Origin of the sequence: Methylobacterium sp. C25 (assembly GCF_021352225.1) — a bacterium.
Classification (GTDB): domain Bacteria; phylum Pseudomonadota; class Alphaproteobacteria; order Rhizobiales; family Beijerinckiaceae; genus Methylobacterium.
This window is the reverse complement of record NZ_JAAUVI010000002.1, coordinates 314,605-339,341: the sequence shown is the minus strand read 5'-3', so window position 1 is coordinate 339,341 and position 24,737 is coordinate 314,605. Positions and strand designations below refer to the sequence as shown.

General features: G+C 67.2%; 21 protein-coding genes. 9 read left to right on the top strand and 12 right to left on the bottom strand.

Annotated features, from left to right (window positions below; all coding sequences use genetic code 11):
• Positions 1-5: 5 nt before the first annotated feature.
• From der to HCU64_RS07950, 3 genes are all read right to left on the bottom strand, one after another.
• Positions 6-1,349: a ribosome biogenesis GTPase Der gene (gene der / locus HCU64_RS07960; RefSeq protein WP_233383292.1), complete on the bottom strand. Its 1,344-nt coding sequence runs from the start codon at positions 1,347-1,349 to the stop codon at positions 6-8.
• 28 nt (positions 1,350-1,377) lie between these two features.
• Entirely contained in the window at positions 1,378-2,088 is a 711-nt protein-coding gene (locus HCU64_RS07955) for a tetratricopeptide repeat protein (protein ID WP_233383291.1), read from the bottom strand.
• Between the two features lie 105 nt (positions 2,089-2,193).
• Complete coding sequence (locus HCU64_RS07950; protein ID WP_233383290.1) at positions 2,194-2,790, bottom strand: NnrU family protein; 597 nt, start codon at positions 2,788-2,790, stop codon at positions 2,194-2,196.
• A gap of 112 nt (positions 2,791-2,902) precedes the next feature.
• On the opposite strand from HCU64_RS07950, the gene HCU64_RS07945 reads away from it, so the two are divergent.
• Positions 2,903-4,078 (top strand): hypothetical protein, encoded by a 1,176-nt coding sequence (locus tag HCU64_RS07945; RefSeq protein WP_233383289.1) that lies wholly within the window; start codon positions 2,903-2,905, stop codon positions 4,076-4,078.
• A 55-nt stretch (positions 4,079-4,133) separates the two neighbouring features.
• On the opposite strand, the gene HCU64_RS07940 is transcribed toward HCU64_RS07945, so the two are convergent.
• Positions 4,134-6,689, bottom strand: coding sequence for a PAS domain-containing protein (locus HCU64_RS07940; protein WP_442785928.1), 2,556 nt, complete (start codon positions 6,687-6,689; stop codon positions 4,134-4,136).
• A 237-nt stretch (positions 6,690-6,926) separates the two neighbouring features.
• Here HCU64_RS07940 and HCU64_RS07935 point away from each other — a divergent pair, with 237 nt between their 5' ends.
• The 4 genes from HCU64_RS07935 (at position 6,927) to HCU64_RS07920 (ending at position 14,900) form a co-directional block, all read left to right on the top strand.
• Complete coding sequence (locus HCU64_RS07935; protein ID WP_233383287.1) at positions 6,927-10,064, top strand: hypothetical protein; 3,138 nt, start codon at positions 6,927-6,929, stop codon at positions 10,062-10,064.
• Positions 10,064-11,716: an SWIM zinc finger family protein gene (locus HCU64_RS07930; protein ID WP_233383286.1), complete on the top strand. Its 1,653-nt coding sequence runs from the start codon at positions 10,064-10,066 to the stop codon at positions 11,714-11,716. The genes HCU64_RS07935 and HCU64_RS07930 overlap by 1 nt, the downstream gene beginning before the upstream one ends.
• 481 nt (positions 11,717-12,197) lie before the next feature.
• Entirely contained in the window at positions 12,198-14,042 is a 1,845-nt protein-coding gene (locus HCU64_RS07925; protein ID WP_233383285.1) for a reverse transcriptase family protein, read from the top strand.
• 84 nt (positions 14,043-14,126) lie between these two features.
• Entirely contained in the window at positions 14,127-14,900 is a 774-nt protein-coding gene (locus tag HCU64_RS07920) for a lysophospholipid acyltransferase family protein (RefSeq protein WP_233383284.1), read from the top strand.
• 9 nt (positions 14,901-14,909) lie between these two features.
• Here HCU64_RS07920 and HCU64_RS07915 read toward each other — a convergent pair whose 3' ends face one another.
• Entirely contained in the window at positions 14,910-15,827 is a 918-nt protein-coding gene (locus HCU64_RS07915) for a LysR family transcriptional regulator (RefSeq protein ID WP_233383283.1), read from the bottom strand.
• 94 nt (positions 15,828-15,921) lie between these two features.
• Here HCU64_RS07915 and HCU64_RS07910 point away from each other — a divergent pair, with 94 nt between their 5' ends.
• Together HCU64_RS07910 and HCU64_RS07905 are read left to right on the top strand one after the other, a co-directional pair.
• Positions 15,922-17,172: an MFS transporter gene (locus HCU64_RS07910; RefSeq protein WP_233383282.1), complete on the top strand. Its 1,251-nt coding sequence runs from the start codon at positions 15,922-15,924 to the stop codon at positions 17,170-17,172.
• Positions 17,173-17,220: 48 nt separating this feature from the next.
• Complete coding sequence (locus tag HCU64_RS07905) at positions 17,221-18,552, top strand: MATE family efflux transporter (RefSeq protein WP_233383281.1); 1,332 nt, start codon at positions 17,221-17,223, stop codon at positions 18,550-18,552.
• A gap of 54 nt (positions 18,553-18,606) precedes the next feature.
• Here HCU64_RS07905 and HCU64_RS07900 read toward each other — a convergent pair whose 3' ends face one another.
• The 4 genes from HCU64_RS07900 to HCU64_RS07885 all read right to left on the bottom strand — a co-directional run bounded on the left by HCU64_RS07900 (position 18,607) and on the right by HCU64_RS07885 (position 20,967).
• Positions 18,607-18,891, bottom strand: coding sequence for a hypothetical protein (locus tag HCU64_RS07900; RefSeq protein ID WP_233383280.1), 285 nt, complete (start codon positions 18,889-18,891; stop codon positions 18,607-18,609).
• Complete coding sequence (locus HCU64_RS07895) at positions 18,892-19,131, bottom strand: hypothetical protein (RefSeq protein ID WP_233383279.1); 240 nt, start codon at positions 19,129-19,131, stop codon at positions 18,892-18,894.
• Positions 19,132-19,263: 132 nt separating this feature from the next.
• On the bottom strand, positions 19,264-19,656 hold the full coding sequence (locus tag HCU64_RS07890) for a hypothetical protein (RefSeq protein ID WP_233383278.1): 393 nt from the start codon (positions 19,654-19,656) through the stop codon (positions 19,264-19,266).
• A 129-nt stretch (positions 19,657-19,785) separates the two neighbouring features.
• Positions 19,786-20,967, bottom strand: coding sequence for an MFS transporter (locus tag HCU64_RS07885; RefSeq protein WP_233383277.1), 1,182 nt, complete (start codon positions 20,965-20,967; stop codon positions 19,786-19,788).
• A gap of 149 nt (positions 20,968-21,116) precedes the next feature.
• Between HCU64_RS07885 and HCU64_RS07880 the strand changes: the two genes are divergently transcribed.
• Positions 21,117-22,013, top strand: a complete 897-nt coding sequence (locus tag HCU64_RS07880; protein ID WP_233383276.1) for a LysR substrate-binding domain-containing protein — start codon at positions 21,117-21,119, stop codon at positions 22,011-22,013.
• Here HCU64_RS07880 and HCU64_RS07875 read toward each other — a convergent pair.
• Positions 21,997-22,386, bottom strand: a complete 390-nt coding sequence (locus HCU64_RS07875; RefSeq protein ID WP_233383275.1) for a tautomerase family protein — start codon at positions 22,384-22,386, stop codon at positions 21,997-21,999. The two genes, HCU64_RS07880 and HCU64_RS07875, sit on opposite strands and share 17 nt — an antisense overlap.
• A 322-nt stretch (positions 22,387-22,708) precedes the next feature.
• Between HCU64_RS07875 and HCU64_RS07870 the strand changes: the two genes are divergently transcribed.
• Positions 22,709-23,605 carry an HpcH/HpaI aldolase/citrate lyase family protein gene (locus HCU64_RS07870; protein ID WP_233383274.1) on the top strand — a complete coding sequence of 299 codons (897 nt, stop codon included), beginning with the start codon at positions 22,709-22,711 and terminating at the stop codon, positions 23,603-23,605.
• A 144-nt stretch (positions 23,606-23,749) separates the two neighbouring features.
• On the opposite strand, the gene HCU64_RS07865 is transcribed toward HCU64_RS07870, so the two are convergent.
• On the bottom strand, positions 23,750-24,088 hold the full coding sequence (locus tag HCU64_RS07865; protein WP_233383273.1) for a hypothetical protein: 339 nt from the start codon (positions 24,086-24,088) through the stop codon (positions 23,750-23,752).
• Between the two features lie 146 nt (positions 24,089-24,234).
• A complete protein-coding gene (locus HCU64_RS07860; RefSeq protein ID WP_233383272.1) occupies positions 24,235-24,519 on the bottom strand; it encodes a hypothetical protein in 285 nt (94 codons plus the stop codon).
• Positions 24,520-24,737: the final 218 nt, after the last annotated feature.

The window sequence follows — 24,737 nt, the reverse complement described above, 5'->3', positions numbered from 1 at the left end:
GCGGATCAGCCCTTGTCGAAGGGGTTGCGCGTCGTCCGGAGCGACAGCCGGATCGGCGTGCCGGGCAGATCGAAGCTCTCGCGCAGCGAGTTGACCAGGTAGCGCGTGTACGATTTCGGCAGCGCGTCGAGTTGGTTGCCGAACAACGCGAAATGCGGCGGCCGGCTTTTCACCTGCGTCGCGTAACGGATCTTGATGCGACGGCCCGAGACGGCCGGCGGCGGGTTCCGGGAGGTCGCGTCGTTGAGCCAGTCGTTGATCCGCGATGTCGAGACGCGGCGGCTCCAGACTTCGGACGCGGCCATGATGGCCTGCAACAGCTTGTCGATGCCTTCTCCGGCCAGTCCCGAGAGCGGTACCACCCCGACGCCGCGCACCTGCGGCAGCAGTCGCGTGCAGTCTTCCCGGAGCGTCTTCAGCAGGCCTGGCTGGTCGGCAACCAGATCCCATTTGTTGAGACCGATCACCACGGCACGGCCCTCGCTCTCGACGAGGTCGATGATGGTGAGGTCCTGCTTCTCGAAGGGGATCGTGGCATCGAGCAGCACGACGACGACCTCGGCAAAGCGGACGGCGCGCAGGCCGTCAGAGACCGCGAGCTTTTCCAGCTTGTCATCGATCCGTGCGCGGCGGCGCATCCCGGCCGTGTCGTGCAGCTTGATCCGCTTGCCGCGCCATTCCCAGTCGAGAGAGATCGAGTCGCGCGTGATGCCTGCCTCGGGGCCAACGAGCAGACGATCCTCGCCGAGCATGCGGTTGATCAGCGTCGACTTGCCGGCATTCGGCCGGCCGACGATGGCAACGCGCAGGGCCTTGCCGCGGGGGTCGTCGTCCTCGTCTTCGTCGTCCGGCTCCGGGAGCACTTCCTGCAGGGCCGTGTGGAGCTCTCCGACACCCTCGCCGTGCTCGGCCGAGAAGGGGATCGGATCGCCGAGCCCGAGCGAGAATGCATCGTAGGCGCCGGAAAGGCCGCTGGTGCCCTCGGCCTTGTTGGCGATCAGGATCACCGGGCAACCCGAACGGCGCACCAGTTCGGCGAAGCCCCGGTCGGCGGGGAGCACGCCGGCGCGGGCATCGATCACGAACAACACGACGTCGGATTCGAGGATCGCGGCCTCGGTCTGCAGACGCATGCGGCCAGTCAGTGTGTCGTCGTCGGCCTCTTCGAGGCCGGCGGTGTCGATCACGCGGAATTTGAGGCCACCGAAGGCGACGTCGCCTTCGCGGCGGTCGCGGGTAACGCCGGGCCGATCGTCGACGAGGGCGAGCTTCCTGCCAACCAGACGGTTGAACAGGGTTGACTTGCCGACATTCGGGCGGCCGACAATCGCGACGGTCGGCATGTCCATGATGGTGTCAGTCTACAATCGAGGATTTCTAGCGGGTCATTGGTGGCGGCGCGGCCAGTTCGGGCTTGGCCTCGGTGACCGTCACCGTTCCACCCGAGACGAGCGCCTCATAGACCTCGACCCGCTGACGGAGGCTCTGCGGGGTCTCGGCATCGCCGGCGATCTGGTCGAACCAGCGGCCTGCGGCCTCGTACTCGCCCTTCTTGAGCGCAGCGAGGCCGAGCATCTCGCGGGCGGTGTGCCGGAAGGTGCCGGTCGGCGTGGCGAGGCCCTGGAGGCTCGTCATCGCGGGAGTGGGATCGGCGGCATCGACGCGTATCAGCGCGGAACGCAGGCGGGCGAGATCGCGCAGGCCGTCTCCGAGCGAGGTATCGGCGGCAAGCTTGTCGTACTCGGCGGCCGAGGCGGCGGCATCGCGCTTCGACAGGTCGGCAGCGGTGCGGAACCGGGCGAGGATCTTGTAGCCGGTCGTGCCGTCGTTGCGCAGTTCGGCGAAGGCCTTGTCGGCCTCGGCGTCGTTGCCGGCGGTCGCCGCCTTGGTCGCCTTGTCGAACTGCTCGGAGGCCTGCTCGGCACGGACCAGTTGAGCATGCTGCCAGTAGCGCCAGCCGCCGACACCGGCCGTCAGCAGCACCGCCGCGGCGATGATCAGCGCGCTGTAGCGCTTCCAGATCGCGGCGATCTGGTCGCGGCGATAGTCCTCTTCGACCTCGCGAAAGAACTCGTTGTTCTCGGCCATACCGTTCCGGGCGCCCAATCGGGCCGAACCCGCCTCAACCTGCTCAAGGGCGCGCGCCTAGCACGACGGCCCGGCTTTGGCGAATGGGAAAGACGGAGGAAGACGTCAGGCCTGCCCCGGCCAAACGGCCACACCGATTAGGAGCGGATGCAGGAAGCGCGCGAAAACGAACCAAACGACGATGCCCGCCAGCACGGCGGTGATGTCGCGGCGCCAACCCGAAGGCGCAGGCTTCGGCAGCTTGCGAGCGGGCTCGTCCGTGCGCCGCTTGAGGCTGATGCGGGCGATGACCGCCCAGGCCAGGAACCCGCCGAAGAGCAAAATCGAACCGAGATCGCCGTTGGCGAGGAGGTGCGCCGTCGCCCAGATCTTGATGGCGAGCAACATGGGATGCTTCACAGCTGCCTGGATGTGGCTCGGCTTCGGCCCCATCGCAGCGAGGCAAATGAACGCGAACAGCGTCAGCAGCACAGCGAGATGACGCGTCCAGACCGGCGGATCCCAAACCGGGATCATCCCGTCCGCGCGGTAGCGGCCGAACCCCCAGATCATCAATACGAAGCCGAGGAGCGACAGGATCGTGTAGACGCCCTTGTAGCGATTCTCTCCGACACGCCCGATCAATTCGGCGCGCGGCCCGCGGAACATCGTAAAGGCATGGGTGCCGAGAAACAGCACGAGGCCGAGGATCAGGATCGCCATCGTGTTTCCCGCGGGGCCGTTCAACCTGTGGACGCCGTGCCCCGACGAAGCGACGGCAACCTGTCTGTAACGGTTCAAGACTGACTTTGCCGAAGATGTCCAGGCTGCCCCGATGATCCTTCGCGTCTTCGCCGGCCTCCTCGGGTCGCTGATGCTCGCCTGTGCCGCGCGGGCCCAAGGCGATCCCCCGCTTTCCGCACTGACGCTGGTCGGCCCGCCATCGCCGGTCTTCGTCGCCACCCGCGATGCATGCGACGGGGCAGACGTGCCCGACGCTCCTTCCAGGGCTTTCCGCGACGCGACAGGCGCGGTGGCCCTTTTCGGGCTGCACTACCGCAACCGGGCGCTGAGAGGCCCGGATCTCGACCACCTCAAGATCGATTGCCGGGTCGTGCTCGAATCCGGCGAGCGGGACGATCCGGCTCTCTACGACGATCGCTCGTGGATCACGGCGACTTGGACCGAAGACGGCAAAGCCGTGGCGGCCCTGCTTCATCACGAATACCAAGCCAACGAGCACCCGGGGCGCTGCCGCTCCAAGGTCTACATGGAGTGCTGGTACAACACCGTGCTCGGCGCGGCCTCGGTCGATGGTGGCCTGAGCTTCCCACGCAGCACGCCGCCCGTGGTGGTGGCCGGCGCACCCTTTCGCCAGGAGGTCGACCAGGGCAGGCACCGGGGCTTCTTCAACCCCTCGAACATCTTTTCCGACGGCCGCTACCGCTACTTCCTCGCCTCGACCACCGGGTGGGACAGGCCAGGCAGCGATCAGGGGAGCGGCGTCTGCGTCTTCCGCACGGAGACGCCGGCAAACCCCGCGAGTTGGCGTGCCTGGACGGGAACGGGTTTCACGGCTGCCTTCCCGGACCCCTATCGGACGACCGGCAAGCGCACCGACACCTGCAAGCCGATCGCCCCATTCCCGGCTCCTGTCGGCTCGGTGGTGCGCCATCGCGGCACAGGGGTGTTCATCGCCGTGTTCATGGCCAAGGCCGGAGGCCAATTCCCACAATCGGGCTTCTACTGGACGACCTCGCGCGACCTCGTCGCCTGGGACGACCCGCGCCTGCTTCTGGCTGGAGCCACACTCTACGACGATGTCTGCGGGGCAGGGAGCGGCCTGATCGCCTACCCCTCTCTGCTCGATCCGTCCGCGCAGGGCCGCAATTTCGATGACGTCGGCGACACGGCCGCGCTGTTCTACGCGACGCTGGCGACCAAGGGTTGCGAGATCACCTCGAACCGTGACCTCGTCCGCAGACCGGTTGCGATCAAGGTCTGGCCCTGACGGAGCGGGATCGATCCGCGCTCGGCCACGACTTTGCGTCCATGATCGAACGCCGTCAGGCGTCCCCCTCGATAATCCCACGGATGCGAGTCGCGAGCGCCTCCAGGGCGAACGGTTTGGTCATCACCTGCATGCCGTGCGCGAGATGGCCGTGGTTCAACGCGGCGTTCTCGGCGTAGCCGGTGATGAACAGCACCTTCAGCTCGGGCCGGCTGCTCAGAGCAGCATCCGCCATCTGGCGCCCATTCATCCCGCCGGGTAGTCCGACATCGGTCACGAGGAGGTCGATGCGCACGTCCGATTGAAGCACTTTCAGACCCGAGGCCGCGTCAGCCGCCTCGATCGCTGCGTAGCCCAGATCTTCCAGGACTTCGGTGACGAGCATCCGCACGGTCGGCTCGTCGTCGACGACGAGCACCGTTTCGCCGACCTTGGCGCGCGCCGCCTCCGAGAGATCGGGCACGAGGTCCGGGCCGGCCGCTTCCCCGAGGTGACGGGGCAGGTAGAGACAGATCATCGTGCCGTCGCCGAGCTCCGAATAGATCCGCACCTGGCCGCCCGACTGCTTCACGAAGCCATAGATCATCGAGAGGCCGAGCCCGGTGCCCTCGCCCATGGGCTTCGTCGTGAAGAACGGATCGAACGCCTTTGCGATCACGTCCGATGTCATGCCGGTGCCGTTATCTGACACGCAGAGCGAGATGTACTGACCCGGCTCCAGGTCGCGCTCCTTGGCCGCCCGGTGATCGAGCCAGCGATTGCCCGTCTCGATCACGATGCGCCCACCGTCCGGCATCGCGTCGCGGGCGTTGATGCACAGATTCAGCAACGCATTCTCGAGCTGGCTCGGATCGACCAAAGTCGGCCAGAGCCCGCCCGCGCCGACGACCTCGACCGCCACGGAGGGGCCGACGGTGCGGCGCACGAGTTCGACGATGCCCTCGATCAGCCGGTTCACGTCCGTGGGCTTTGGGTCGAGGGTCTGGCGGCGCGAGAAGGCAAGCAGGCGATGGGTCAGCGCCGCCGCCCGCTTGGCCGCGCTCTGCGCGGCGGCGATGTAGCGATCGAGGTCCGAGACCCGGCCCTGGAGCATGCGTGACTGCATCAGCTCCAGAGAGCCCGCGATGCCGGCCAGCATGTTGTTGAAGTCGTGCGCCAAGCCACCGGTGAGCTGGCCGACAGCCTCCATCTTCTGGGATTGCCGCAGGGCCTCCTCAGTCAGCATCAGCTCCGCCGTACGCTCGGCGACGCGCTGCTCCAGCGTCTCGTTGAGGGCTCTCAGCATCGCGGTGACACGGTCGCGTTCAGCCTCGATGGCACGCCGCTCCTGCAGGTCGATGACGACGCCAGGCGAGCTCAGGGGCGTGCCATCCGGCGCTTGGTCGACGCGCCCATTCGCTTCCAGCCAGTAGTATTTTCCGTCGGCACGGCGGGTCCGATATTGATGGGCGTAGCGACCCCCGCGTGTGATCGCGGCCTCGATCGATTCGGCGAGCTGGGTCCGATCGTCCGGGTGAACGGTTTCCAGCATCTGCGACAGGCTCAGGCCCTCCCGGCTGACCGCGGGATCGAGCCCGAAACTATGCGCGAAGGCCTCGTCCACGATGAAGCGATCGGCTGGGATGTCCCAGAACCATGTGCCGCCAATTGCGCCGGCTTCGAGGGCGAGCTGCACGCGCTGCGCATTCTCGCGTGCCTCCCGCTCGCTCGCGCGCAGGGCGTCCTCGGCGTGCTTGCGCGCCGTGATGTCTCGGAACAGCACGAGAACCTGCCGCCGGCTGGCGGGCTCGACGCGGGCCGCCGAGACTTCGATATGACGCCCCGCAGTCGCAAAGTATCGCTCGAACCTGATCGACTGGCCGTTTCGCAGTACGCCGCCATAGAGGTCGAGCCATCCGTCAGCCTCGTCGGGCGCCAAGCCGCGAAGCGTTTGGCCGACGATGTTCGCGATGCCGGTGTGGCGCTCGTAGCCGTGATTGGCCTCGACATGGACATAGTCGCTTAAGGGACCGTGAGGCCCGTCGAAGAACTCGATGATGCAGAATCCGTCGTCGATGGCCTCGAACAGGACCCGGTAGCGCTCCTCGCTCTCGCGAAGCGCGTCTCGGGCCGATCTCTGCTCGGTGACGTCAAGGGCCACGCCCGAGAAGCGAACTGGACGGCCGGACTCGTCGCGCTCGATGCCGCCCTTGCGGGCAATCCATCGCAGTTCGCCGGTATCGGCGCGACGGATCCGGTACTCGACGTCCCGGGGTGGCTCGCCATGCCTGCGGTTTTCGGCCGTCGAGATCAGATGCCGGTCCTCGGGAACGACAAGGCTCTCGAATGCCGTCGCGGGATGGCTCGCCTGCTCTGGCAGCCCGTAGAGGCGGCAGAATTCCGGCGTCGGATGGAGGACACCATCATCGATCCCGACCGAGAACACGCCGATGCCGCCGGCCTCCTGAGCGCGCCGAAGCCGATCCTCGGCCAGTTGAAGCGCCTCTGCCGTCGGCGCGTTCCGGGCGCTCGTTACTTGGCCCGCCTGGGCGCGCAGCCGCGCTGCGTCCTCTTCGAGACGTTCGGCGCGGCGCAGGAGATCGACGGTCTCCGCGCCGCTCACCGGCCGCACCCTGATTTCGGTGCCGGACTCATCAGGCTGGCAGGAAAGGCTCCGCGGCGTCTCATCGGTGCCTTCTGCCCAACACGGTGAGACGACGCCAGATCAAACGGCCGAATTTCGTAAGGATGCAGGCTTGTTCTATGCCTATGCAAAGGTCGACCGGGAGCGTGCCGCAGCAATCGGTTTGTCAGTTTCCGTACAGCGTTGCTATAGGAAGCGCCCCGGTTCGGAGCTGCTCAGGTCCTGATGCATATCGTCCGCTCGGCAAGGCTTTGGTTCAAGGGCGGGACGTCCGACAAGGTCTATGAAGTCGATCTCGTCGAGAATGACGGGCTCGCCGGCGACGTTCGTTACCTGGTCAATTTCCGTTACGGCCGGCGCGGCGCTTCCTTGCGCGAAGGCACCAAGACGACGAGCCCGGCGACGCGTGAGTCGGCCGACAGGATCTTCGACAGCGTCGTCGTCTCCAAGGTCAACGAGGGCTATCGGCGAACCGACGAGACCATCCCCGCAGAGCGCGAGACGGAAGCGCGTGCGCCGCAGGAGGGCGGGCGCGAGCGCGAGCTGCTCGCGAGGCTGGATGCCTGCCTGCGCTCGCCCTGGCCCGCGAAGGATCTCGACCGGCTACTCTGGCGCATCGGCGAGGTCCGCATCCGCGCGGCCACGGCCGGACTGCTCGAACTGGCGCGGAAGACCGGACGCGATGCGAGCTACTCGCTGGTCTTCGCCCTGGCGCGGGCCGGCGGAGCCGAGGCCGCGCCAGCCCTGCGGATCATCGCGCAGACGGCCTCCAGCCAGCTCGTCGGGGAGCTCGCGCGCTTCGCTCTCGTCTCGCGGCTCATGGGTGAGGCCCGCGAGGAGGCGGCCCTGCCTCTGGCGAATCCGCTGAAGCGGGCTGCCGAAGCGCGGGATGCGGACGGCCTGGCCGGCGCCCTCGCCGAGCTCGCCGCTCCGCGCGACCCGGCACGAGCCCTGGACCTCGGGCGTGCCCTCGTGGCGCTGGCACACAGGGCTCAAGGCGACATGGCGTTGCAGGTCGTTCTCGCCGCCGTCATCGGGCGCCTGCCGCCTCGGCCGCCCTACCTGATCGGACTTCGCAAGATCTACAAATACGCGGAGATGGCGGATGACGGCCTGCTCTTCGCCGCGACGGCGCTTCGCTTCGAGACCGCGACGCCGATGTACCGACCCGGGAACGTCTATCGCGGCAAGGTCTATGTCTCCGAACTCAGGCGATACGTCGAGCCGAGCGAGATGCCGGGCGGGGCACAGGCCGCGGTCGGCCTGTCGGAGGCAACCCTCCGGTACCTGCGCCGGCGTACCTGGCGCACCCTGCGCAAACGCGGTGAGCTGAACGATCCGAGCTTTGCGGAGCTTGCCGCCGCCTATCTACTGGGCTTGCGTGAGACGGACTTGGCCCGACCCGCGACTTGGACTCATTTCGTCCAGCGGCAAGGCGGCAAGTGGGAGCGCGAGCAAAGAGCCTCCGGCCCGCTCGCGAAAAACTGGACGGCAAGCCAGCTGCTTCAGCGCAACGACCCGCGCGCGAAAGCGCGCCCGAGCAGCCTCAGCTTCATGGAGTTGCCCTCAGGCCATGAGGCGAGCAGGCCCGAGGCGTTTTCGGAGCTTTGGCACGCACGACCCGATCTCGGCCTGCAGTTCGCCGAACGGAGCCCGATCTGGCCGGTGGCCATGCTCGGTGTACGCGTGCTGAGGGCCAATCCAGGGTTCCTCGCCGGGCTCACCTCCGGCCAGCTCGCTGCGCTTCTCTCGTCTGCGCATGCCGAGGTGCTGCAACTCGGCTTCGAGGAGGCGCGCGGGCGCCTCGCAGGCGGAGCCCCGGACGAAGAATTACTCGCCTTGCTGATCGGGGCCGAATTGGTCGAGGCGCGCCGTCTCGCAGCGGACCGCATCGCCAGCGAGCCCAGTTTGCCCTGGGCAAGCCCAGACCTCGCCTTCGCCGTGCTGACGGCCGCGCATGCCGACCTCGCCGAGCCGATTCTCGGCTGGGCACGCGAGCGCCGGCTCGCCTCGGAGCTCTCGAAGCCGCTGACGGACCAGATCGTCGCTTGGCTGCTGGCGAAGCCGACAGAACCAAGCGAGTCGGAGGCCGCGACCATCCGCACCGTGCGCGGCCGCCTCCGTCATCTCTGGACCGGCGGTTCCATGCCGCTCGGCGATGCGGACATGCGGCGGCTGATGAGCCATCGGGCGCCGGCCGTGGTTGCCGCAGGCATCGACCTTCTCGGCCTCAGCGGCATCGATCCGGGTACGCTGCCGGACGGGACCTGGCGCGAGTTGCTCGGGTCACCCTCCGAGGACGTGCAGGAAGCCGCCCTCACGCTGTTTGGCGGCTTGCGCGACGAGGATCTGTCGCGGCATGCGCCGCTGATGCTCGCCTTCGCAACCTCGGGCTCGACCCGGTTGCGGCAAGCAGCCCGGCCACTCGTCGCCCGCATCGCCGCGCGCGAGCCGGCCACCGCGGAAAGACTGGCGCGCGAGCTCATCGACACGCTCTTCGCCACCGCGCCGGACGACGACTATCCCTCCGACATCGTTGCCCTTCTGCGCGAAGCGATGCCTGCACAGCTCGCTGCACTTGATGCCGGGATGGTCTGGCGTCTGCTCCAGGCCCGCGCCAAGGGGGCACAGTTGCTCGGCACCGAGCTGCTTGCCGGCCGAAAGGCGGAAGATTTCTCCGTCCGGCAGATCGCCCGGCTCGGCAACCACGCCCACCTGGCGACTCGTCAATGGGCCACAGCCGCCTACGGGGCCGCGCCGCAGCGCTTTCAGGCGCAAGCCGAGGATGCGGTGCCGCTCGTCGAATCCGAATGGCCCGAAGTCTACGAGTTCGCGAGGCGGCAGTTCGAGTCCTGGCCGCCCGAGGTCTGGTCGCCGGGCACGCTCGCCGTCGTCACTGACAGCGTGAAGCCGGAGGTCCTCGCCTTCGCCCGCCATCTCCTGCGCAGCCGCCTCAGGCCCGAGAATGCCGAGGCGCAGCTCACGCGTCTGCTCGAACATCCCGCCCAGTCGATGCACCTCCTCGTCACCGAGATGCTGATCGGGCAGGCGCAGTCGGACGAGGCCTTCGCCAAGCTGATTCCGCTCGCCCGCATCATCATGCTGCAGGTGCTGAAGGGTCGCGTCGCCAAGGACCGGATGGCCGCCTTTCTCAAGGTCGAGGCCCTGCGCGACCCGGCGCGCGCCGAGGCCGTCCTGCCGCTCATTTCCGACCTGACCCTGTCGGGCACCGAGCGCGACCGGGCGCAGGCCGTGCTGGCCCTGCGCGACATCGCCCAAGCCCATCCCGGCCTCGCCGCCTCCGCTTCTCTGCCGATCGCGCGCCGTCCGCTCGCGAGCCGCCCGACCGGACACGCTGCCTGATGAACTTCGTCCATCGCTATTTCGGCGAGACCCGCGCTTCGTCCGACGCCGCCTCGACGCTGCTCGGCTTCGCCCCCGACACCCTGCGCGAGCCGACCTATTTCGTCGGCCGCGTGGCCCGGCACCTGCCGTTCCGCGAGGCGATCTCGGCGCTCCACCACGTCGTCGTGTCGGACCTGCGCTTCAAGCCGAAGGACCGCACGGCCTATTTCGAGTGGCTGAAGGGGCACGAGCAGCAGCTTCTCGCCGAGGCCTTCGCCAACCGCGACGACACCAAGGCGCGGATCGAGGCGCTTCGCCAGGAGATGAGCGAGATCGGCAAGCGCTCCAGCGACCTGATGAAGCCGTTCTACGATGCCCGTCAGCGCTACTTCAATTGGCTCTACAAGGCCGACCGCGACGCCTGGATCGTGCTCGATCCGGTCATCACCGTGCATCCGGACGAGGTCTTCTTCGAGTGTTTCAGCCTCGACGAATCCACCTATGGCCGCCTGTCCTGCGACCACGACGTTTTCGAGCGCATCGAGGACATGGCCTGCGGCACCACGAACATCGACTACAGCCACGCGCTCTACGACGAGTTCCAGAAGATCCGCAGCTACCGCGACACCACCCTGTCGATCGATCCGACCGGCTTCGAGGTGCAGACCACGGGCGAGAACACCTATCGCGAGGACAAGATCGAGCTGCCCGACAGCTGGATGCGCGGCTTCCTCCAGGTGTCGAGCGCCATGGCGCAGCCGGCCCACGTCGTCGACCTGCACCCGGTCGACATGCACACGATCATCACCCGGCTCGCCGCGAAGAAGGAGCGCCACGGGCCGCGCTCGCTGCGCTTCCTGTTGGAGCCGGACAAGCCGGTGAGCGTGCTGATCGAGCCCTGGGGCGAGCGGCTGACGTTCAGGCGCTCGATCTATCGCGGGACGAGCGGCGCCGAGATCCGGCTCTGGGGCCGCCGCCGCCTCGCCATTCTCGCGCGGGCCCTCCCGTTGGCAAAATCCGTGCGGCTGCATCTCCTCGGCACCGGCCTCCCATCCTTCGCGGTAGTGGATTTCGGCGGCCTGCGCTTCACCCTCGGCCTCTCGGGCTGGACTGCGAACGACTGGTCCCGGGCCGGACAGTTCGATCTCTTGGCGCCGCGCACCAGGGTCGATCAGGCCTCAGCCGAGCGGGTCTTCGGCGCACTCCGAAAGCATCACTTCGCAACGGTGGAGACGCTCAGTGCCGAAACGGGCCTCGATCGCACGCTCGTTGCCGGGGCCCTCGGCCTCTATGTCCAGAACGGGCGGGCCATGTACGACCTCGACAAGGGCGTCTACCGCCTGCGCGAGCTGGCCCGCGACCCGCTCGCCATGGGCGCACTGCGCTTCGCCTCCGAGGAGGAGGAGAAGGCCGACCGCTTCATTGAGGCACGCCTCGTCACCATCGCGTCCACCGACCAGCGCGACGGCCGCCGCATCGTCCGCGGCGAGGTGTTGGACGACGGCAAGACGCACCGGCCGATGATCGCTCTGGATGCAGACGACCGGCTCGTTGAGGCGCGCTGCGATTGCTACTTCTACGGCCACAACAAGCTGATGCGCGGCCCCTGCGAGCACATGCTTGCGCTGCGGCGGGTGTTTCATGCTCAGGTCGAGGGGAAGGCGGCGTGATGGCCTTTTCCGACTCCATGAACGAGCACGCGAACTCCCACCAACCACCTCTTCCTGAGGTGCGGACGCGAAGCGGCAGCCTCGAAGGAGGGCTCCAGAAAGCACCGCGATCCCTGGAGCCCTCCTTCGAGGCTCCGCTCTGCTTCGCACCTCAGGATGAGGTGGAGGGTTGGAAAGCCTTGCCTTCCCACCCACTCGACCGTAGCTTTTCCCCCACGAGGGACGCAGGCTGGACAGGACCTTGCAACCCGGGCGGCGCTTCGCCGTCCTTGCACCCTGCCCTGCAATGCGCCACTGGCCCGGTCTTCACTGGGGGACCCCAGGCCACCGGTGCGGATTTACAGTTTGGGTTCCTTGAACCCAAATCCGCACCGGTGGCCGGGGTCCCTTCGAGTGGACCGCGCCAGTCCTCAGATGAGACGAAGGCAACCCGGCCTGCGTCCCTCGTATTCCCATCTCCCTGCGATGCGGGAGCGCGGCCATGACCGTGCAGCCCGGCAGCCTGACGCGGCAGCAGCTCTACGACCGCATCCGTGAATCCTCGAAGGACGAGGTCATCCTCGAGGAGATGATCCGCCTCGGCTTCTGGCCGAGCAACGAGGCGCAGCCGAATCTCCCAGCCGAACTGATCAAGCGACGCGGCGATATCCACCGCGAGATCTCCGAGCTGCACAAGAAGGAGCGGCTCTGGAGCGATCCCGAGACGGCGCTCAAGGAGATGCACAAGCGCCGCAAGAAGGAGGCGCTGGCCCGTCGCAAGGAGACCAAGCTCCGCAACGCCAGAGGCCGACACGACAAGGCGCTTGCCTGGCACGAGCGCCGCAAGAGCGACGTGCTCTATCTCGGCGAGGGCGTCTCTGCCGGCCTGCATTCCGACTCCGCAACGAAGCCCCTAAAGCCCGGCCTGCCGCCCCTCGCCAGCCCCAAGGCGCTGGCCGACGCCATGGGCATCCCGCTCTCCGAACTGCGCTTCCTCGCCTTCGACCGCGCGCTCTCGCGCATCAGCCACTACCAGCGCTTCACCATCCCGAAGAAGACCGGCGGCGAGCGCCTCATCTCGGCGCCGATGCCGCGCCTCAAGCGCGCGCAATACTGGGTGCTCGATGCGATCCTCGACAAGGTCGCGGTGCACGAGGCCGCGCATGGCTTCGTGCCGGGCCGCTCGATCGTCACCAATGCGCAGGCACATGTTGGCCGCGAGGTCGTGGTCAATCTCGACCTCAAGGACTTCTTCCCCTCGCTGACCTTCAAACGGGTGAAGGGCAAGTTGCGCGGCCTCGGCTTTCCGGAGGCGGTCGCGACGGTGCTGGCGCTCCTCTGCACCGAGCCGGATGTCGACGAGCTGGAACTCGACGGCGAGCGCCTCTTCGCCGCCAAGGGCCCGCGCCGCCTGCCGCAGGGCGCGCCGACGAGCCCGATGCTGACCAACCTCGTCTGCATCCGGCTCGACAAGCGCCTCGCCGCGCTCGCGGCCTCCCTCGGCTTTACCTACACGCGCTATGCCGACGACATGACCTTCTCGGCCTCAGGGGAGGGCGCCGCCAAGGTCTCCGCACTGCTGAAATACGTGGGCGAGATCGTCGCGGCCGAGGGTTTCACTGTCCATCCCGACAAGACCCGCGTCATGCGCCGCGGCCGCCATCAGGAGGTCACGGGGCTCACGGTGAACGAGCGGGTCGCGGTGCCCCGCGAGACCCTTCGCCGCTTCCGCGCGCTGCTCCACCAGATCGACCAGAACGGTCCCGACGGCCGGCACTGGGGCAAGGCGCGCGACGTGTTCGATGCGGCGCTCGGTTTCGCCTTCTTCGTGCGGATGGTGACGCCGGCCATCGGCGATCCGCTCGTCACCAATGTCCGGCGGCTTGCAGCCAGACACGGCAAGGCTGCCAAACCCGTGCCGGAGGCGGCCTCCTTCCGCGCCAAGTCCGCCCGCGGCGAGTCCCCGCTCGCGCGGTGGTGGAGCCCAGCCGAGCCGGAACCGCCGAAGCCCGAGCCGATCCTCGTCGAGCCGCCGAAACCTGCCCCGAAGCCAGCTCAGCCGGCCGCGCCCCGCAGCGCCATCGGCGTCGCGGCGGGCATGCGGACGAGGATGCAGCAGGAGGGGCCGGGCGGCGCCTGGAATCAGGGTGCGGCTGCGAGCGGCCCAGCGGCCAATACGGGGGAGGGAAGCCGTGGCGCACTCCGCCGTGCCTCGCGACGGATCTACAAGCTCCTGGGCGTCCTGCTCCTGCTTGGGATCCTCGCTAGCGCCTCGCCGAAGCTCGCGGCCTTCGCTCTGATCTTCCTGATCGGCTACTACGTCGCGGGATCCGCAAAGAAGCGCTGATCAGGGGAGCGCCCACCTCGGCCTCGAAGGTGGCGATGCATAACGGCCCGCGCTAAAGCGGGCCTCTCAGTCCGTCAGGTTCCGATGCTCGTCGTCCGCTCGCTCGCCTTCAACACCCTGTTCTACGTCGTGACGGCCCTGTTCGCGATCGTCGGGTTGCCCGTCCTGATCTCCCAAAAGGCGACGATCCGCTTCGCACAGGCCTGGGGCCGGACCATTATCTGGCTGCTGCGGGTCGTCGCCGGCACGCGGGTCGATTTCCGCGGGCTCGACAGCATCCCGGAAGGTCCGCTGCTGATCGCGGCCAAGCACCAATCCACTCTCGAGACGCTGGCGCTGACGATTCCCTTCGATCGCTTCGCCTACGTGCTGAAGCGCGAGTTGATGTGGATACCGCTGATCGGCTGGTATCTCGGTCGCTCGGGCATGGTGCCGATCGACCGCGCCAAGGGCGCAAGCACGATGGTGAAGCTCAACGAGGCGGCGGCGAAGGCGATCCGCGAGGGTCGCCAACTCATCGTCTTCCCCGAGGGCACCCGCCGCGCCGCCGGCGCGCCGCCAGCCTACAAGCAGGGCCTGTCGCATCTCTACGTGGCTCTCGGCGTGCCCTGTGTGCCGGTCGCCCTGAACACCGGGCTGTATTGGCGACGGCACGGATTCCGCCGGATGCCGGGCACGACGGCGATCGAATTCCTGCCGGCGATCCCGCATGGGCTCAGCCGCTCCGAGTTCCTCCCGCAGGTTCAGGAGCGGATCGAGATGGCCTCGAACGCGCTTCTCGCCGAGGGCAGTGCTGACCTCGCCCGGCGGGGGCTGTCGGTGCCGATGCCGGCTGCATCGGGCGCCGCCGGCTCGTGAGCCGGTCGGTCAGACCGGCTCCAGCAGCCTGACGTCTTCGTCGGCCATGTCCTCTCGCAGGGCATCGCGAAACAGGGCGATCGGCCTGCGCAGGCGGCCCGTCACCGGCCGATGAACCAGCCAGGATCGGATCGTCGGCTCGAAATCCTCGACCGAGATCGTCCGGATCTGTTCGCGGAAGGGACTACGCGCGAGCTTACGCGGCGTAACGATGGCGAGGCCCATGCCGCGCGCCACGAGCGAGAGCCGAAGATCGGTATAGGGCGCCTCCACGCCGACGGTGAGGCTGAGGCCCTGCGCCTCCATCCGCCGACGCAAGGTCGTCCGGAAGCCGCACCCGTCCTGGCTGGTCACCCAGGGATGACGAGCGAGATCGGCCAGCGTGGCGTGGTCCGGCACGTCGAGACCGCGGCCCGCCACGACGACGACCGTCTGGGCGTGCAGATCTTCCGCTGCGAGATCCTCCATCGGCCGCCCGACATCGGCCAAGGTGATAGCCGCGGCATCGATCTGGTTGCGTGCCACCTGCTCCATCAGCAGAGGCGACCAGCCCGAGGTCAGCCGAATGGTCAGATCAGGAAAGGCCTCGCGCAGCCGGTCGATGGGTGCGGCCAGCGCCGAATCCGCAAGGTCGATCGTGACGCCGATCCGCAGCTCGCCACGGATGGTGCCATTGGGCGAAGCGCCGCTGCGCAAATCCTCGATCGATTGCAGCACCCGGCGGCCATGTTCGTAGGCCTCGCGACCCGCCGCGGTCGGTCGCAGCGGCTTTGCCGGACGCTCGAAGAGCTGGACGCCGAGCTGCTCTTCCAGGTTCTGCACCCTCCGCGTCACCCCAGGCTGGGTCAGGTTCAGCCGAGCGGCTGCGGCCATCAGTGACCCCGTCTCGATCACGGCGAGGAAGGCTTCGAGATCGTTTGTGTTCATGCGAAACTCGCATGTTAGAAGATAATATTATTGATTTGTATCATGGCTAGAGCCGCGACACATCCCCGGGACGGATGTTGATGGCGAGAATCCCATGACCGCAGGCACGCAGAACCTCACGACGGCCGATCCAGAGCCAGTGGCTCCGGTTGCCCATGGACAGGGCATCCCGCGCGCCACCGTCTGGTTCCTAGCGGTCTCGGTGGGCGTGATCTTCGTCGATCTCACCGCTGCGCAGACGCTGATCGGCGTCATTGGGCCAGAACTGCGGATCAGCGAGGGCTGGGCCGGGCTCATCGGCACGGCGAGCTTGCTCGGCTACGCCGCCGGGCTGTTCTTCCTGGTGCCGCTCTCCGACCTGATCGAGAATCGTGGCCTCGTCATCGGCATGCTCGCGGTCGCCGTCCTGTCGGCAATCGGGGCGGCGCTCGCGCCCGGTGCCGTGCCATTCCTCGCCTTGCTCTTCCTCCTCGGCGCCGCCTGTTCGGCGATCCAGGTTCTCGTGCCGATTGCTGCCGCGATGGCGCGGGAAGCCGAGCGCGGCCAAGTGATCGGTGACGTCATGAGCGGGGTGATGGTCGGCGTCCTGCTCTCCCGGCCCATCGCCAGCCTCGTCGCCGACACCCTCGGCTGGCGCGCCTTCTACGTCATCTCCGCGGCCAGCATGGCCGTGCTGATCCCGATGATGCGCACGCGGCTTCCCGTGCGCCGGCCCGAGGCGACAGGCAGCTACCCCGCCCTCATCGCCTCGCTCGCGAGCCTGCTCGCCACGCAGCCGGTGCTTCGCCGCCGCTCGCTGACCGCGGCGCTCGGCATGGCGGCCTTCACCGTGTTCTGGACGGCAATCGCGCTCCGGCTCTCCCAGGCGCCGTTCGGCCTTAACCAGTCGCATATCGCGCTCTTCGCCCTCGTCGGAGCCAGCGGGGCGATCGTGGCCCCGCTGGCCGGCCGCGCCGGGGACCACGGCTGGACCCGGCAGCTCACCATCGCGGCCCACGTCGTGACGATCCTCGGCTTCGGCCTCGCGGCCTTCGCCGACCGGCTCGGCGGCCCGTTCTGGTGGCCCCTGGCGCTGCTCGGCCTCGCAGCGATCGTCCTCGACGTCGGGGTCATCACGGACCAGACACTCGGACGTCGGGCCGTGAACCTGCTCGCCTCGGAGGCGCGCGGACGACTCAATGCTCTGTTCGTCGGCATCTTCTTCCTCGGCGGGGCCCTCGGCAGCGCCGCGGCGGGCTATGCTTGGGCGCAGGGGGGCTGGCCGGCGGTCTGCATGGTGGGCGCGGGCTTCGGCGCTCTCTCGTTGATCTCGGATTTCCTCGGGGACCGCACATCGCGCGGATAAGCGCGATGCCGCTTGCGAGGTGGAGCTCCGTCTCCGCATAAGCCCGGCATGCAGGCCACGCTCACGCCTCTCACGAACCGCCGCATGCTGGCGCTCGCCGTTCCGGCGACGCTGGCGAGCATCACCACGCCGCTCATCGGGTTCGTCGGAGCGACGGTAATTGGCCGCCTCGGCGATGCCGCGCTCCTCGGCGCGGTGGCGCTCGGCGGCGTGGTGTTCGACGCGATCTTCTGGAGCTTCGGCTGCCTGCGCATGGCGACGGCCGGCCTCACCGCGCAGGCAGTTGGCGCGCGTGATGACGCAGAGATAGCCCGGACGTTAGCCCGCGCGCTCACGGCAGCAACCTTAGTCGGGCTGATCCTCGTTCTGGCGCAGGTACCGATCGCCAGAGTGGTCGAGCTCGTCAGCGGTGCGAGCCCGGACGTGCTCATTGCGCTCGCGACCTACTTCCACATCCGGATCTTCGTCGCGCCCTTTACCCTGGCGAACTACGCGATCCTCGGCTCGGTGCTCGGGCGCGGGCGCACCGATCTCGGCCTTTTGATCCAGGCCGCGATCAACCTGACGAACATCGCCCTGACGCTTGTGCTGGTGATCGGCCTCGGGCTTGGCATCGCCGGGGCGGCGATCTCGGCGCTGGTCTCGGACGCCGCCGGCACGGCTTTCGGCCTCGCCATCGTCCATCGCCTCGGCACCCGGCCCTTCGGCGTTAGCCGCGACGACGTTCTCGACGCGACGGCGCTCATCCGGACCCTTAAGATCAATGCCGACGTGCTGATTCGGACCCTCGCGCTCGTCGCGGCGATCGTGCTGTTCTCGGCCGTCGGCGCGCGGTTCGGCGACATCACGTTGGCGGCGAATGCCGTGCTCTGGAATCTGTTCCTGATCGGCGGCTTCTTCCTCGACGGCTTCACCATCGCCTCGGAGGCCGCCTGCGGTCAGGCGGTGGGTGCGCGCGACCGGCACGCCTTCACTGTGGCGGCACGCCTCAATCTGCTTTGGAGCCTTGGATTCGGGATCGGCGTGAGTGCGCTGTTCCTCGGCATCGGCCACGCCTTCATCGATACGGTGACGACGAATCCGGATGTGCGCCTCGCGGCCTACGCCTATCTGCCGCTCGCGGCAGCGGCGCCGTTCTTCGCAGCTCTGCCTTTCGCCATGGACGGCATCTTCATCGGCGCGACATGGACGCGGGCGATGCGCGACCTGATGATGGCTGCCGTCACCGTCTACCTGCTGGCACTGGTCTGCTTCCAGGCGCTCGGCTGGGGCAATGCCGGACTCTGGGCAGCCTTCCTGCTGTTCCTCGCCGCACGCGGGATCGGGCAGGCGCTGCTGTATCCGAGGCTCAGCCGGCAGACGTTTCCGCAACACGCATAGAAAAAGCCGCCCGTCGAAAACGGGCGGCTCTCGAATGGCGAAACCGGTGGAAAATCAGTTCCGGGCGGCCATCATGTCGTGGGAGAGCACGGCGAGCTTGCCGATGAGGCTGGCCACGTCGCCGTTGGTGCAGGACCACTGCGTGCCGATGGCGGCGCCGTCGTTCGAGACGGAGACCACGGCCACCGAGCGCAGCTTGCCTTCGCGGGCGAGCTGGAGCTGGTCCTGCAGGACCTGGATTACGGAGGCGACGTTCTCGTCGGCAACCGCCTCGGCGGCACTGAGCGGGAACTGAACGACGGTGGCGTCGGCGGAGAGCATACGATCGGGCTTTGACATTCAGGCGACTCGTCGGGGCTTGAGTTGCGTCTGACCGAGCGGACCTGCCTGCAGGCGCTCGACGAGGGAGGCGAGGGTTTCGGGAAGAGCGGCGTCACGTTCGACGGCGAGTGACTTTCCGATGGCGGTGGCGACCCCCTTGGTCACCCGTCCGATAGCGAGACCAGTCTGGGTCTCACTTCTCGGTTGCCCCATTCGGGAGGCACCGACGTTGAGGAAGCTGGCGGCGGGATCAATCATGGCATCCTTGCTCGCTGTCGCTTTCGTTCAGCGATCCTGCGCCGGGCTTCGCGTCATGAAAATGGCAGCGGGGTGATCATCATTCGTCATTTCGCCGGGTGTGATTTCTAGGAGACAGGTCGATCGCACGGCCTAGTTCGGATCCTTCCAGCCCTTTGATCCGGATGCGCGCGTGCTACCCGTGGTCTCGGATTGGGGCTGCGCGCTGATCTCAGAAGCCGCGGGCCGGCTTCGCTCCTGGATAGGCGCACGCTCGGCAAGACGGGCACGCTCCATGTCCGGGCGGGCGGCACGACGGCGATAGGCATGACGGGACCGACGGGCGTGGCGCGGACGGGCGCTGCGGGAGTTCGAGCCGATGTAGCCACCGGCGACCGCGCCAACGACGGCTCCGACCGGGCCACCGACGAGTGCGCCAGCAACGGCTCCAGTGCCGACGCCGACGACCGTGTTGTCGGCGGCCATCGCTGCGACGGGACTAGACAATCCCGCGAGCAGCACCAGACCGAAGCAAGCTTTTCTCAAGGCGACCGCCCCCCGACCAAATCGATATCGTCGTGTCGCGCGCGATCTTGACGAAACATTGACCGGAAATGCTTGGCAGGACGAGAGAAAAGCTATGCCATACTAAAAATATCCGAGCGGCCACGATGCTCAAGCTCGCTCGACTGCTCCGCTTGCCGCGAGAGCCGGCCGCAATCCCAGGACCAGCGGCACGATCACCAGCGCCGTCAAAGCCGCAGCCATGACGCCGAAGGTTTCGCCCGTGTGGTCGGCGAGCGCGCCGTACGCAATCGGCGCAACGCCGCCGGAGCCGATCACCGCCGTGTAGAATAGCGCGAAAGCCCGCGCGACGTCGCCGCGCGGCGCCAGCTCCGGCACCGTTCCGTAGAGCACGGAGGAGGTGCCATTGAGGAAGATGCCGATCACTGGCAGCACCACGAGCGTCGCGGTGAGAGGGAGGGGGATCGTCACGGCGATGAGCACGGCAGTCGCCAATTCCGTCGCGACGACGCTGCGCACCACGCCGAGATGTTCACCGAGCCAACCGCAGGCTGCCTTGCCGAAGGCGCCCCCGGCGAAGACCAGTGCAAGGCTCAGCCCGACCATCGTCTGATCACCGCCCTTGGCGTGCAGCAAGAAGGGCAGAAAGAGCAGGTAGCCCATGCGCGTCGCCGTATCGAGGCCGCCAATGGTGAGCAGCAGGCGAAAGCCACGGCGATCGCCCGATCCGTCCTGCGAGGCCTTACTGTCGTGACGCAAGGCCGCCGCACGCGGCAGGATCGGTAGCAAGACAATGGCCGCCACGATGCCAGCCACCGCGATGAAGCCGGCCGCCGTGCGCCAAGCGACGAGTCCGAGCAGCAACGCAACTAAAACGGGAAACGCGGCTTTGCCGAGATCGCCGGAGAAGTTGTAGATCCCGAGCGGCCCACGCGCACCCTTGCCGAAGGCCTGAGTAATGAGCAGCGAGCCGCGTGGATGCTGGATACTCGATCCCATCCCGGCCAGCAGAAGCCCGGCGCAAAGCCCCCAGAAGCTTCCCGTGAAAGCCATCACGCAGAAGCCCGAAGCCGCGATCAGCGTCGATAGAGCGAGCGCCGTGCGGATCGGCAGACGGTCCACGAGTCGATCGGCCGGCACCTGCAGGCCACCCATCGTACCGTAATAGAGACTGCGCATGACCGCGACGCCGGCATAGGAGAGGCCGAACTCGGTCTGCCAGACGGGCAAGAGCACGTAGAGTAGGTCGCTGTAGCCGTCGTGCAGAGCGTGGGCGAGGCAGGCGCCGATCAGGCTGCGCCTGGGCTCGGCCTTCTCATGATCGGCGGCCACTTCCGATCGCGCGACAGAGGCTGACCCGCTCACTCGGACTCCTTCTCAGGCAATACGTCGAGCACAACATCTACACCCGTGAGTTTTCGGAAATTAGGAGGTATTGTCTCACGGAACTTGTGCGCTCAACTCACGGATAAATACCTTCCATGCGCCGCCTTCCGCCCCTCCACGCGCTTCGGGTATTCGAGGTGGCGGCGCGCACCGGCAGTTACGCCGAGGCCGGAGCCGAACTCGGGCTGACGCACGGCGCGGTGAGCCGGCAGATCGCAGCCCTGGAATCCTGGCTGGGGCAGCGCCTGTTCGTCCGTGTCGGTCGGCGGATGGCAGCGACCCCTGCGGCGCGAGCCTTTGCCGCCGAGATCAGCCTGACTTTCGACCGTCTGACGGCGGCGGCCGAGGCCTGCGGGCGCAAGGCAACGCCGCGCGTCATTCGTGTCAATGCGCCCTCGACCTTCGCCATGCGCTGGCTGATCCCCCGGCTCGACCGGTTCCGCGCTGCGCGGCCGGAGACCGAGATCGCAGTTGCCACGGTGACGACCCTGAATGACGAACTGCGCAGCGGCTTCGATCTCGCGATCCGCCGGGGACCTGAGCCCTGGCCGCAGCACCGCGCCGTGCCATTCCTAACCGAGACAGACAGGCTGGTCGCCAGCCCCGCGCTGCTGGCAGGAACTCCGCTGAAGTTGCCGACAGATCTGGCGCAGCACATCCTGCTCGCCACAGAGACCCGCCCGAACGATTGGACGGAATGGATGCAGGCGGCGGGTGTGCCTCAGCCGCGCGACGCGCGCCGGCAGGTCTTCGACCACTTCTTCGTGACGCTACAGGCGGTCGAGGATGGCCTCGGCCTCGGAATTGGGCCGTTCCCCGTGCTCGACGGCGCGCTTGCGTCGGGCCGGCTCGTGGCGCCGTTCCCGGAGATCGGCGTCGCACGACCGGGCTATTTCGCTCTCACACCCTACGACGCCGACAAGACGCCTTCGCTCAAGGCCTTCGTCGACTGGCTCGTCGAGGAAGGCCAGCCTGCTACAGCTCGCCCGTGAGGAACTGCGCGCGGCCGTGGCCGAAGCTCCAGTCCTCGTCCGTATTCTCAACGGTGGATACCAGCACGTCGGCCGGAGAGATGCCGCAAGCCGCCTGCAGCTTCTCGGTGAGCAGGCGATAGAACAGCTCCTTCTTCTCCCGCCCGCGCGGCCGGGTGATCATCTGCAGCACGACCATGTCCCGCGTGCGCTGAATGCCAAGGCCCGTATCCTCGACGATCATGCGCGAGGGCTTGTGCTCGGTGACGATCTGGTAGCGGTCGCCCGGCGGAACCTGAAACGCTTCGAGCATCGCCTCGTGCGCAGCGTCGAGCAGTGCCTTCAATTCGGTCTCGGAACGGCCCTCGATGAGGTCGAAGCGGAGCAGAGGCAACGTATGTCCTATCCGGAATTGGTGAACGTCACGGCTGCGCCAGCGGCCGTCAGCGACGGTGGCAGCAGAGATAGACTTTGGTATTCTCGTCGCCGGGCCATCTCAACGCAAGTCACGGTCTCTTCAGCGCAATTTGCGAAATCGCCGCGATCGGCCACGTCTTTGGGTGCCGTGGACAACCTCGGACGTTCTGGCGGATACGCTCGCAAGCGCCTTACAGTCGCCGCACGATGCCGTCGATTCCTCTGCATTTTGAATGCAAATGACTGGAATCGACCTTTGCACACACGCTAAGGGTCCGCGCATGCCAAAGGGAACCTCAATGTCGGACCTCCGCCTGCGCCGTAGCGTGCTCTACATGCCGGGCTCGAACCAGCGCGCCCTGGAAAAAGCCAAGACCCTTCCTGCCGACGCGCTGATCCTCGATCTCGAAGACGCGGTGGCGAACGAGGCCAAGGACGAGGCACGCGAGCAGGTCTGCAATGCGGTGAAGGGTGGCGGTTACGGCCATCGCGAACTGATCATCCGGGTCAACGCTCCGCAGACGCCCTGGGGCGAGGCAGATCTGCGCGCTGCGATCCAGGCCAAACCCGACGCCATCCTGATGCCGAAGGTGTCCTCTCCCGCCGTGCTGGAGAGCATCGCCGACCATCTCGAGGCACTGGACGCGCGCGAATCCATTGCGATCTGGGCGATGATCGAGACGCCGGCCGCCATCTTGAACATCGCCGAGATTGCCAAGGCGCGTCGCGATCGTCGTACAAGGCTGACCTGTTTTGTGCTCGGCACCAACGACCTCGCCAAGGACACGTGGGCGCAGCTCGTACGCGGGCGCGTGCCGATGTTGCCTTGGATGATGTTCGCTCTCGCTGCCGCCCGCGCCGAAGGCCTGACGATTCTCGACGGCGTCTGGAACGACATCGCCGACCCGGAGGGCTGTCGCGAGGAATGCCGCCAAGCGCGAGATCTCGGCTTCGACGGCAAGACGCTGATCCACCCCAACCAGATCGAGCCGGCCAACACCTCCTTCGCGCCGACCGAGGAGGAAGTGCGCCGCGCGCGGCTGGTCATCGAAGCGTTCGATCTGCCGGAGAACGCCAAGCGCGCCGCGATCAAGGTCGAGGGGCGCATGTACGAGCGCCAGCATATCGGCATGGCTGCACGTGCAGTGATCTGGTCTGAGACGATCGCAGCGCGCGATGCGGAGGCTCGGGGCTAGCGCGGCTCCGATTGTTCCCGGCTATCGAAAAGGCGTCATGAGACCCTTCCCCGAGTTCCATGACATGCGGGGGATGCCGGACTCTGATCCGGTAGAGACAGGCGGCCGCACTCACGTGCGGCCGCCTTTAGAGGCGGACCGATCCTAGTCCTCGTCGTTGTCCAGCCGGTAGCGCGGACCGCCCCAGGAATATCCGGGCCCGTATTCGTAGGTCTCGCGCACGACGCGCCGTGTCCGATAGGCGGGCACGTCATCTCCACCGTCGTAGCCGACGCCGCGATAGCCGTCGTCATATCCATAGGCTGGCCGGGCGTAGCCATAATCCGATGCCGCCGCACCGGCCAACGCACCGGCGGCAAGACCGCCGACGATGCCTGCCGCCACCGCGCCACCGCCGCCACGCCAGCGTGCTTCCGCGCCCGTCGATGTCAGCGCGCCGACGCCGAGGACGGCAGCCGCCGAGAGAACTGCGATCGTTTTCATGGAGAAGCTCCTCTTCTCGGGAATCGATGGCCCCCAACGGCTTGGCGCGGAGGAGAGTTCAATCTTTCGCAAATCGGTCGAGCGACCACGCATGAAAAACGGCCGTGCCCGGAGGCACGACCGCTTCGCTCAACGAGGTCCATTTCTCAGTAGCCGTAGCCGTAATAGCCATAGCCCGGACGGCGATAGCGGGGACCGTAATCATAGCCGTCGTAGCCGGCACCGCGGTATCCGCCGTAATAGCCGTCACCATATCCATAGGCCGGACGGCCATAGCCGTATCCGTAACCAGAATTCGCGGCGGCACCCGCGGCGAGCCCGCCCAGTGCCAGGCCACCGATGACACCGGCTGCGACGGCACCGCCGCGTCCGCGTGCTTCAGCGCCAGTCGAGGCAAGGCTGCCCACTCCGATGAGGGCGGCGGCGGTCATGACTGCAAATCTCTTCAAGGCTTGCTCCATCTCTTCGACCCTCGAAGGGTCACATGTCGAGCCAACGATGGTCGTCCTGATGGGTTCACAAATGAAGGGCGAACCAAGGCTTCATGCTCAGCCTCGAGATCATGCAAATCACTGATATTTCGAAATTTTATGAGATCTGGTGGTGCGACACTTCTACGCCGCGGCCCCGTTGTGCCCCAAGGACGACA